Source organism: Plantactinospora solaniradicis (assembly GCF_042658085.1).
Taxonomy (GTDB): Bacteria; Actinomycetota; Actinomycetes; order Mycobacteriales; family Micromonosporaceae; genus Plantactinospora; species Plantactinospora solaniradicis.
Genome location: NZ_JBHSPR010000001.1, coordinates 1,154,428 through 1,164,740 on the forward strand (window position 1 = coordinate 1,154,428; position 10,313 = coordinate 1,164,740).

Annotated in this window: 4 protein-coding genes; 2 read left to right on the forward strand and 2 right to left on the reverse strand. The window is 69.6% G+C overall.

Going from position 1 to position 10,313, the window contains the following annotated elements; translation table 11 throughout:
• Nucleotides 1-35 precede the first annotated feature (35 nt).
• Nucleotides 36-2,036, reverse strand: a complete 2,001-nt coding sequence (locus tag ACFP2T_RS05320; RefSeq protein ID WP_377417776.1) for a cell wall-binding repeat-containing protein — start codon at nt 2,034-2,036, stop codon at nt 36-38.
• 358 nt (nt 2,037-2,394) lie between these two features.
• Nucleotides 2,395-6,774, reverse strand: coding sequence for an ExeM/NucH family extracellular endonuclease (locus ACFP2T_RS05325; RefSeq protein ID WP_377417778.1), 4,380 nt, complete (start codon nt 6,772-6,774; stop codon nt 2,395-2,397).
• A 339-nt stretch (nt 6,775-7,113) separates the two neighbouring features.
• Between ACFP2T_RS05325 and ACFP2T_RS05330 the strand changes: the two genes are divergently transcribed.
• The gene (locus ACFP2T_RS05330) at nt 7,114-9,243 is read left to right on the forward strand and encodes a VanW family protein (RefSeq protein WP_377417780.1); all 2,130 of its coding nucleotides are present in this window, start codon (nt 7,114-7,116) and stop codon (nt 9,241-9,243) included.
• A gap of 139 nt (nt 9,244-9,382) precedes the next feature.
• A complete protein-coding gene (locus ACFP2T_RS05335) occupies nt 9,383-10,186 on the forward strand; it encodes a S1 family peptidase (RefSeq protein WP_377417782.1) in 804 nt (267 codons plus the stop codon).
• Nucleotides 10,187-10,313: the final 127 nt, after the last annotated feature.

Here is a 10,313-nt window from a genome sequence, read left to right on the forward strand (position 1 = left end):
CCGGCCCCCGCCGCGTACCGTCCTGTCCTGCCGTCCTAGCGCTTCATCCGCTCCTGCAGCTTCGCCAGGGCCGCCCGGATCTGCTCGGGCGTACGGCGCTCGGTCGGCGCCGCCGCCGTACGGGCCCGCATGTTCGCGGCCGCACTACCGGCGACGTTGATCCCGATGTTGGTCGGGTTCTGCGTCTGGGTGTACCCACCCGGACCGCTCATCCAGGTACCGATCCCCGCCTGCTGTCCGGTCGCGACGACGCTCGGCGCGCCGAAGATGATCCCGGTGTGCACGGACCCGCTGTGCGCGTCGAGGTACCAGTCGGGCTCCGGCGACAGCGTCGACGAGCCACCCCTGGTGAGCAGCATCGGGCCGTTGATCGTCGCCATCAGGGCACCACCGGCGAGCGCGTCCGGCCAGTTCGTACCGGTCGCGATTCCGGCGTACGCGTTACCGCCGAAGAACGCCCACCCGGTGTACGCGGCCGTCTCGTAGCGGTTCGTTCCGACGATTTCGATCGGGTCGTACGCCGCGGTGGCGGTCGCGCCCTGGAAGCCGACTCCCACGACCTGCGCCCCCTGCGGCAGGTTGTCGAGATAGGTCTTGGTCACCGGGTCCAGGGTGGTGTCCCTGGTGAGGATGACCACCCCGGCTTCGTCGAAGAGCGGAGTGTTCAACGAACCGGCCGCCGCACCGGCCGCCAGCGCGTCCGGGAAGTTGGTGCCGGTGGCGGCGAACACCCAGCTCGGTTCCGGGTTGATCTCGTTCGCGATTTTGATCGACGTGTCGTACCGGCCCTCGCCGCCGATCCGCCTCACGTCATAGCCCAGCGCCCTGATCTGGTCCTCCACCGCGAGCGAGATCGCGGGGGGCTTGCCGAGCAGGTAGACCGTCTTGCCCGGAGCGAGGATCCGCTGGATCTCGGTCCGGGTAAGCGCGTCCAGCCCGTCCGGGTGGGTCATCAGCAGCGGCCCCTGCTTCGCGGCGGCCAGCGCCGCGCCGCCGAGCGCGTCGGCGAACAGGTCCGACCGGGACAGTACGACGGCCTCGGCCGTCTGACGCAGGTCGGAGACGTTCGATGCGGTGGCCCAGTGCGACTGGGACACGGCGGCCGCGGTGGCGTACCGGCCCTGGCCGAAGATCCGGACGACCTTGTCCGTCCGACGCGGCTGGTATGCGGGCACCCCGGAGAGGTTGGCCACCGTCGACGGGGCCGCGCCGCCGTTCGCCGGTACCGTCGCCACGCCACCGCCTTGGGTGAAGGCGATGGTCGAGCCGTCCGGCGACCAGACCGGGTTGTCATGGGTCGCCGCGTTCGAGGTCACCTGGACGACGTTGCTGCCATCGATGTTGGCGACCCAGACCTGGGAGGAGCGGATGAACGCGACCTTCTTGCCGTTCGGCGCCATGGCGGGGTTGCTGGCGTTCGACAGGATCGTCTGGAATGGGGTGGCGGAGTTGGAGTCGAAGACCCCGACGTCCGGCGTCCCGGCCGGTGAGCCCCCGCTGTCGGCCTGGGTCTGGTAGACGAAGAGGTTACCCGGGCCGGAGTCCGGCGCCAGGTAGTGCCGCCCGTCCTTGGGCGAGATGGGAAACGAGGTGCCGTAGCCCGTGGCGGGCTGTACATCAAGCCGCCACGGCTGGCCAGCCTGCTTGGCCGCGTAGAGCACGCCGATACCGTCGCCCCGGTAGCTCGGGTCACGCCGCTGCACGCCGTCGACTGGGGAGATCCACGTGTAGTCCCAGCCGTGGTCGTACCGAACCGTCGCGATCTCGTCATTCTCGGTGCTGAAGATCGCCCGGCTGCCGTCGGGCGCCCAGGCGGCTCCGCGAATGGTGGTGATGGGGTCGTAGTCAGGGGTGTCGATGGTGAGCTTGGTACCGCTGGAGAACGTGATGCTGCCGGTGCCGTTGCTGGAGGTCAGCGTGTTACCACTACCGGCGGGGCTCGCCTGTACCGCTGTCGTGCCAGCGACGGCGGTGGTCGCGCCGAGCGCGACTACCGAGGCGAGCGCCAACGACCGGTGGATGAAACGTGGAGGCAAGGGTACTCCTCGCGACAGATTGCGCGCCGCACTGCCCACTTGGGGCGGTTGACCCCCGTGGGGCGGCGCCGTCGAGAACTTTAAGGGTTCCTTTATTCAGCGCGCTGCCCCGTACCGGCTCCCCGGGGCAATATGGTCCGTTAGGCCAATGGAAGGCGTCCGATCCGGCGGCTCGGAATTGAAAGCCCATACTCCGGTACGGTCCGGGCAAACCAATCCCGGGTTCGATCGCTATCCGTTCTTATCGCTGTCCGGATCCAGGCGGCCCAAAAACCGAGCTGCGGGCCCGGGACCGTGTCCCGAACCCGCAGCCGCGGCTTCCTACACACTCAACGGTCGTGCGAAACAGGTCGCTCGCTCACAACCGGGCGCACTGTCCCGTCGCCGGACCCCGGACCGTGTTGGCCCGGCCGTCGTTGCCTGGCGCGGGGTTGTTGCCCAGGCAGGAGAGCGGGCCGCTGATCTTGTTCCCGGCCACCAGCACCGGCTGGCTGCCGGTGTTCCCGACCAGGGACACCGGGCCGGCGACGGTGACGGTGTCCACCCGTACGCCGCCGCTGCTCAGCGCGACCGAAACCGGTCCGCTCACCTTGCCCTTCTCGACGAGCACCTGGCCGGTCCCGCCGACCACCGACACCGGGCCGGAGACCGTGGTGCCGTCCAGGGTGAGCAGCACCGAGCGGGTCGCGGTCACCGGGCCGGCGATGCTGCCGCCGGTCGCCACCAGCGACGCACCGGGCAGTACGGTCACCGGCCCGGAGATCGTCGCGTTCTCCAGACAGGTCAGCCCGGAGAAGACGGTCAGCGGCCGGTTGTAGCGTCCGCTGATCGTCGTGGTGCACTGCGGACCGGGCCGCCCGACCGACGACCGTGGCGCCGGATCGGCGGTCACCGGCGAGTTGTCGGCGAGGTAGTCGGTCAGCATGGTCAGGTCGTTGTCCCCGGTGGTGACCCGATCGGTGCCACCGGCCAGGGTGACGAAGTTGTCCCCACCGGATGCGAGGAACGAGTTGACCGTCAACCGGTAGCTCCCGGTCGGGCTGATCGGCGTGCCGTTCAGGGACATCGACGTGATCCGGGAGCCCTGTGCGGCCTCCGGGTCGTAGGTGTAGCTGAACCCCTTCGAGACGCCCAGCCAGAGCACCGGCCGCGACGCGCCCGCCGGCTGCCACTGCTCCTCCAGTACCTGCTTGAGCTGGGCACCGGTGTAGCTCTTCGTCACCACGTCGTTGGCGAACGGCTGCACCGAGAACGCCTCCGAGTAGGTGATCACCCCGTCGGCGCCGTACAGCAGGTCGGCCCGCAGGCCACCCGGGTTCATGAACGCGATCTGCGCCCCACCCCGGCCGGCGGCGGAGGTGCTGGCGAGCTGCACGTCGGCGATGAAGTTGCCGAGCACCGACTCCTTGCCCCGGTCCTCGTTACCCGCCTCGTTGTACGCCCGCTTGATGTCCGCGGTGATCGAACCGAGTTCCCGCTGACCCAGCTCCTGGGCTCGTACCTTGGCCGCCGCGACGATCTCGGCGACCGCCGGATCCTGCGGCGCGCCGACCACGTCGACCAACGCGACGTCGGCCGAGGTCACCTCGCCGGATGCCGGATCGAAGGTCAGGTTGACCCGGCCCAGCCGCTTGCCGTAGTCCTCGGCCTGGACCACCGGGCGCAGCTTGTCCGTGCCGGGCACCGGCACCTCGAAGGCGTACGGCTGGTGGGTGTGCCCGCTGAAGATGGCGTCGATCGTCGCGTTCGCCCGGGTGAACTTTCCGAAGACCGGATCGTTCGCCAGTTCCTCGGCCGAGTCGATGTTCTCGGTCGCGGCCCCCTCGTGGGCGAGCAGCACCACCACGTCCGCCTCGCCGTTGGCCGGATCGCCGTCCTTGAGCTGTCCGGCGACCGCGTTGGCCTCGGCCACCGGCTCCCGGAAGGTGATCCCGACGATGCCGTCCGGGCTGACCAGCGAGCCGGTCTGCTCGGTCACCACGCCGATGAAGCCGACCCGGATCCCACCGATGGTGCTGACCGAGTACGCCGGCAGCGCCCGCTCGTCGCCCCGGTACACGTTCGCGCCGAGCAGCGGGAAGTCCGCCCGGTCGGTGACCCGGCCGGTCAGGTCCGCGATGCCCTTGTCGAACTCGTGGTTGCCGACCGCCGAGGCGGCCACCCCGATCTGGTTCAGCGCGTCGATCGTCGGGTTGTCGTCGTCGATCGCCGAGATGAACGTGGAGGCACCGATGTTGTCGCCACCGGAGACGAAGGCGGTGTTCGGGTTCTCCGCCCGCAACTGGTTGACCAGACCCGCGACCTGGGCAGCCCCGCCGATCGGTCGGCCGTCCGGCGCGTTGCCGGGCGATTCGAGCCGACCGTGGAAGTCGTTGACGCTGAGCAGTTGCAGCGCGACCGGACCGGTCGGTGCGGTGTTCAGCCCGACGACGATCGGGTTGTGGTCGCTGGCCCGGTACGGGTCGGCGGCGTAGAAGTCCGGGTGCCCGTCGTACTGGAAGGCGTACGACTCGTGCGAGTTGATCTGCCAGATGTCGACGCCGGTGACCCGGGCCGCCAGCGACGGAGAGGCGACCGCGTGGTCCAGCGACCCGGACTCGCCCCCGAAGACGTAGCTGTGCTTGCCGGTGTCGTTGAGGTCGACGTACGCCGCGTCGTAGAGGACCTTCATCGGGTCCTCCTGGGTGTACGCGTTGAAGTCGCCGAGCAGCAGCACGTCGTCGCTGCCGCTGTCCGTCTTCAACTGCTCGACGAAGGTGACCAGGGAGCGCGCCTGGCGTACCCGGTCGCCGTTGAACGCGCCCTGTCCGTCACCGCTGTCGGCGTTGTCGCCGGTCGCGGCGTCGGAGGTGCTCTTCGACTTCAGGTGGTTGGCCACCACGGTGAAGGTGACCGGACCGGCGGTGAAGCTCTGCGCGATCGGCTCCCGGGCGTTGGACCACACGGTCTCGTCGTTGATCGCCCGGGACGCGCCCTTGGGCTGCACCTTGGCGGGCTTGAAGATGATCGCCGTGGTGATGAAGTCCTGCTGCGTCGCGGCCGGAAGGTCGGCCGGACTGCGGACGTAGTCCCAGGTGCCGGCACCGTCGGCCGTGTTCAGCGCGGCGACGAGTCGCTTGAGCGCCTGCTGCGGATCGGCGGCGTCGAACCGGACCGAATTCTCGATCTCCTCCAGGGCGACCACGTCGGCGTCGAGCGCGCTGATCGCCGAGACGATCTTCGCTTCCTGCTTGGCGAGCCCGGCCTCGTCCTCGGCACCCCGGGCGTCACCGCCGAAGTGGACGAAGTAGTTCAGCACGTTGAAGCTGGCCAGCCGCAGGTCGCCACCGACGTTCTCCGGCGCGGCCGTACGCGGGTTGGTCACCTTGAACGTGGTCCGACCGGCCGGCGGGGTGTCCGCGCTGACCGGGGTCGTCGGCTGGAGCCGCCACTCGTTGAAGCCGTACGACAGCACGGCCGGGCCGAACGCCTCGACACTGTCGCCGACCCGCAGCGGGTTCGCCTTCGACAGGTACGGCGGCAGCAGCCCGGCGTCCGCCAGGTTGGTGGTCCGGCCGTCGTCGAGCAGGAGCCGGCCCAGCTTGTTCGCTGCGGCTGCCTGGCGGGCGGCGTCGGAGCCGGGCCGGGCGATGTCGGTCGGGATGACCGCGGCGTGGTCCCCGGCGGCGAGCACCACCTCGCCGTACCGGTTGGTGTTGTACACCTCGGAGACGGTGTACTGGCCGACCGGGGCGACCACCATCGACTCGACCGACTCCCGGGCTGCCGGGTCCAGCGGCAGGCCGAGCGCGACCGGCGCCGGCAGTGCGACCCCCTCCGCGCAGACCTGTACGTCGGTCCGGGCGGCGATGCTGACCTGGGTCAGCCCGTTGAACTCGCTCGCGGTGCCGCTGACCCGGATCCGGTCGCCGACCGCGACACTCGGGTGGTTGGCCGTGTTGGTGGTCAGGTAGACGAAGACGCCGTCCGAGGCGGTGCCGGCTGCCGGCGCTTGTCCGCCGCTGCCGGCGGTCTGGAGGTAGATGCCGTTGTAGCCGCCGGTGCGGTGGTCCGCCGTGACGACACCCTCGATCGTCACCCGGGTACCGGCCAGCGGGGTCGCGTCGCCGGTCCCCTGGACCTGGGCGATGGTGTGGCTGACCGGGGTGTCGCAGCCGACCGGGTCCGGGTCGGGATCCGGGTCGCCACCGGTGTTACGGGTGCCGAAGCTGTGTGGTGCCGGTGCCCGCCAGTCGCCGTCGACGCGCTGGAGCGACTGTCCGACGGGGGTGCTGCTGCCCTCCGCCACCCCGATGTCGGTGGCGGCCAGTCCGTCGGCCGGTCCGCCGACCCCGGTCATGCCCCCCTCGTAGCTGAGGAACTCGGCGACGGCGCCGTCGGGTGCCACGAGCGCGACCGCGTCGGGCGAGCCGTTCTGGACACCGTCCGTCGGATACGTCGCGACGACCACACCGGCCGCCGGCACGGCACCGGTCAGCGTCCTGGTGCCGTACGCCGCACCGTTGTTTCCGTTGTAGAGGACGAGCTGCCACCCGGTGAGGTCGGTACCGGCCGGAGCCTCGACCTCGATGGCCTCGCCGGTGTCGGTGCCGACGTTGTCGTAATGAATTTCACTGATGAAGGGCGTCGCCGCGGGTTCCGCGGCGAACGCCGCGACCCCACTGGTCATACCGAGCGCACCACTGGTGAGAAGTACGCCCAGCGCCTTGAGCGAGCGTCCGCGTCTGTTCCGGCGCATCAAGTTGCCTCCGATAGGGGGTAGACGGTCGGAGCATATGCGGGGTCAGTAGCCAACCGAGAGCTGCCAGGTGTACGGAACACCATGGATGTTCGGCTGAAACGCGCCGAAGTTCGGACTATTCGGCGTTATCGTCCGGGTGCCGGGGCCACGGTCCGGGACACCGTCCGGAATTGCCGCCAGATGACGAGGTCAGACCTAAGGCGAGAGTGATTCGAGAACCGGCCATTTCCGGGAGGGCCGTCGCCCGTTCCCGCCGAGTTTTGGCTACCGTAGTCGTCCAGGTCTTGCCGAGCGGGCCACATCGACGCCCGCCGTATCGCCCTGATCGAGGTGTCCGTGAGTCAGTACGGCGAGAACAGAGTGCCCGCCGACGAGCAGCCGACCGTCCAGATGGCCGCCGTCTCGGTGCCCGCCGAGGAACGTCCGACCATCCAGATCGCTGCCGTGACCCTGCCGGCCGAGCAGCGGTCCGGCCACATCCGGACGGCGACCACCCCCGGCCCCGCGCCCTTCGGGGCGAGCACGTCGGCTGGTCTCCGCACCGGCGCCGCCAGCCCGGCAGCCGGCTTCGGCGGCCCGGCAGCCGGCTTCGGCGGTCCAGCAGCCGGCTTCGGCGGTCCAGCGGCCGGTGGTGCTCGTCCCGGTGGTACTGGTGTCGGTGGCGCTGTGCTCGACCGCCCGGCCGTCGGCGCCGATGCCGGCGGTCCCGGTACGGCGGCCCCCGGTGGATGGGGTAACCCGGGTGTCGCCGGTGGAGAGCCCGGCGCCGCACCGCCGCCGCCAGCGGCCCGACGAGGGCTACGCCGGACACTGCTCGCGGTCGGCACCGCCGCCGCCGTGCTCGTCGTCGGAGGCACCGCCGCCGGTGGCTACGCGTACGCCGGCGAGGTTCCCCGGGGTACCAGCGTGCTCGGCGTCGACCTGGGCGGTAAGAGCCGGGCCGATGCCGTTGCGACCCTCCGCGCCGACCTCGACCGCCGGGCCAGCACGTTCACCACGCCGGTGCCGGTACGGATCGGTGACCGGACCGGCGAACTGTCCCCGGCGGCCGTCGGGCTGGCGGTCGACGTGGAGGCGACCGTGGCGGCAGCCGCCGCGCAGCGACCCGGGCCGGTGAGCCTGCTGTTCGGCTCCCGTACCGCCGCGCCGGTCGTCACCGTCGACGTCGAGAAGCTCGACACCGAACTGCGCAAGATCGTCGGCAAGAACGGTCCGCAGATGACGCTGCCGGCGATCACCTTCAGCGGCACCACCCCCAAGCCGGTGTACCCGAAGCCGAGCAAGGGCATCCGGGCCGACGATTCGGCCAAGGCAGTACGGGACGGCTGGCTGCGGGGGCAGCCGGTGGTGGTGCCGCTGGTCGAAACGCATCCGGTGACCACCACCGAAGAGGTGGACCGACTGATCACCGAGCTTGCCAAGCCCGCGGTCGCCACCCCGGTCTCGGTGAACACCGACCGGGGCGCCTTCACGATTCCGCCGGCCGCGATCGCGAAGAGTCTCGTCCTCAGTGCCGACAAGACCGGCAAGATCGAACCCCGGGTGGACGAGAAGAAGCTGCGCGCCGCGTTGACCAGCCAACTCGGCAGGGTCGAGGTGAAGGCGAAGGACGCCAGCATGTCGATCCAGGGCAACAAGCCGAAGATGGTCGCCGGCGCCGGCGGGCAGCAGGTGGACACGGCCACGCTGGCCCGCGACCTGCTGCCGGTGCTGTCGAAGGCCGACGGGCGGCAGGTCACGGCGAAGCTCAAGGCGGTGCAGCCGAAGGTCAGCACCGCGGATCTGACCAAGATGGGCATCAAGGAGCGGGTCTCCAGCTTCACCACCAAGTTCACCGGCGGACTCGCCTCCTCCCGGAGCCAGAACATCGTGACGATCGCGAGGGACGTGGACGGCACACTGGTGAAGCCGGGCGAGACCTTCTCGCTCAACGGCCACACCGGCGAGCGGGGCTACGCCCAGGGCTACCGCGACGCACCGGTCATCCTGGACGGCAAGCTCGTGCCGGGGGTTGGTGGGGGTACCTCGCAGTTCACCACGACGCTGTTCAACGCGACGTACTACGCCGGCCTGGAGGACGTGGAGCACAAGCCGCACTCCTACTGGTTCAGCCGTTACCCGGCGGTGATCGAGTCGACCATCTTCTGGCCCGACCTGGACTTCAAGTTCAAGAACGACACCCCGCACGGCGTACTGATCGACACCTCGCACACGTCGAGTTCGATCACCGTGTCGATCTGGAGCACCAAGGTGTACGACAAGGTGACCACCGAGTACAGCCCTCGCCGGAACATCACCAAACCGAAGGTGATCAAGCTCGAACCCGGTCCGTCCTGCATCCCCACCAACGGAATCGACGGTTTCACCCAGGACGCGTTCCGGGTGTTCCACAAGGGCGGCAAGGTGCTCAAGCGGGAGAAGTTCACCTGGAAGTACCTCGCCGAACCCCGCTACAGCTGCGGCTGACCAGCGCGTCCTCCGGTGGTATGACACAACCGGGATGCCATCGGCACATTGCGATATGCCGATCCGGGTCCCTACGCTGCCGGCATCGTGATCTGAGCGCGCCCATAAGGCGTGCCATCGATGCTCGGAGAGGACCCACATGGCTCGTTGGCGCATCCTCACCCGCCTGGCCGCCGTCGCGTTCACCGCGGCGACGGTCGGCGGCGTCACCCTGGCCGCACCGGCCAGCGCCGCACCGGACAACAGCGACGTCATACCGTTCGTCGTCGGCGGCACCCCCGCCGCGCAGGGCGAGTTCCCGTTCATGGTGCGACTGTCGATGGGCTGCGGCGGGGCGCTCTACAGCCCCCGTCTGGTCCTCACCGCCGCACACTGCGTCGGGCGTACCGGTAGCAACACCAGCATCACCGCCACGCTCGGCGTGGTGGATTTGCAGTCGTCGAGCCGGATCCAGATCCGGTCCAACTACGTCTACCGGGCACCCGGGTACAACGGCGCGGGTGACGACTGGGCACTGATCCGGCTGGCGAGTCCGGCCACCGGGCTCAGCACCCTGCCGATCGCGACCAGCACCGCGTACGACAGCGGCACCTTCACGATCGCCGGGTGGGGTGCCAACCGGGAGAACGGCGCCCAACAGCGCTACCTGCTGAAGGCGAGCGTGCCGTTCGTCAGCGACTCGGTCTGCAACGGACCGTCCTCGTACGACGGTGAAATCATTCCCGCGGAGGAGATCTGCGCCGGACCGATGTCCGGGGGCACCGACACCTGCCAGGGTGACTCGGGCGGCCCGATGTTCCGGCAGGGCGGTAGCGGCCTGGTCCAGGTCGGCATCGTCAGTTGGGGCAACGGCTGCGCTCGGGCCAACTACCCTGGCGTCTACACCCAGGTCAGCTACTTCTCGTCGGCGATCAGCTCGGCCGCCGCGAGTCTGGGTGGCTGAACCGATCGGGTTGTGGTCGGGGCCGTGGGAACCGACCATCCCCGTCCGGCACGGATTGAGCCACGGACGGTAGAGGAATGGTAGGGCGGTAAAAACAATGTAGGGCCACCCGCAAGGGTGGCCCTAC

What these genes read in the sequence shown, in the direction of transcription:
- ACFP2T_RS05325 (WP_377417778.1), bottom strand. Translation starts at nt 6,774, where the DNA reads ATGCGCCGGAACAGACGCGGACGCTCGCTCAAGGCGCTGGGCGTACTT.
- ACFP2T_RS05335 (WP_377417782.1), top strand. Translation starts at nt 9,383, where the DNA reads ATGGCTCGTTGGCGCATCCTCACCCGCCTGGCCGCCGTCGCGTTCACC.